Genomic DNA, 228 nt, shown 5'->3' on the forward strand with positions numbered 1-228 from the left:
GTGTATTTTTCACCAGAGTCGTTATCTGTTAAGGTAGCTTTAAACGTTTCATTATCCGCCTCTTCAACGGCAATGTCATATTCTTTGTTAATAAGTTTACCATTTTCATCAATAATAGATGACGTAAAGTTCATTTCTTCCGTTTCTAAGCTCATTTCAAGGTCACCCTTAACTTCAAGATCGTCTGAGTTAAAGGTAGTTTCAATATGAAGTGATTCTTCTTCTAAG

At 34.2% G+C, this 228-nt stretch carries 1 protein-coding gene; it reads right to left on the reverse strand.

Translation table 11 applies throughout. The features are described from left to right. A partial coding sequence (locus R0J92_RS27530; RefSeq protein ID WP_411054013.1) for an SAR2788 family putative toxin occupies window positions 1–228 on the reverse strand: 228 nt, incomplete at both ends.

The sequence above is a fragment of the Tritonibacter sp. SIMBA_163 genome (genome assembly GCF_046535935.1).
GTDB lineage: Bacteria > Pseudomonadota > Alphaproteobacteria > Rhodobacterales > Rhodobacteraceae > Epibacterium > Epibacterium scottomollicae.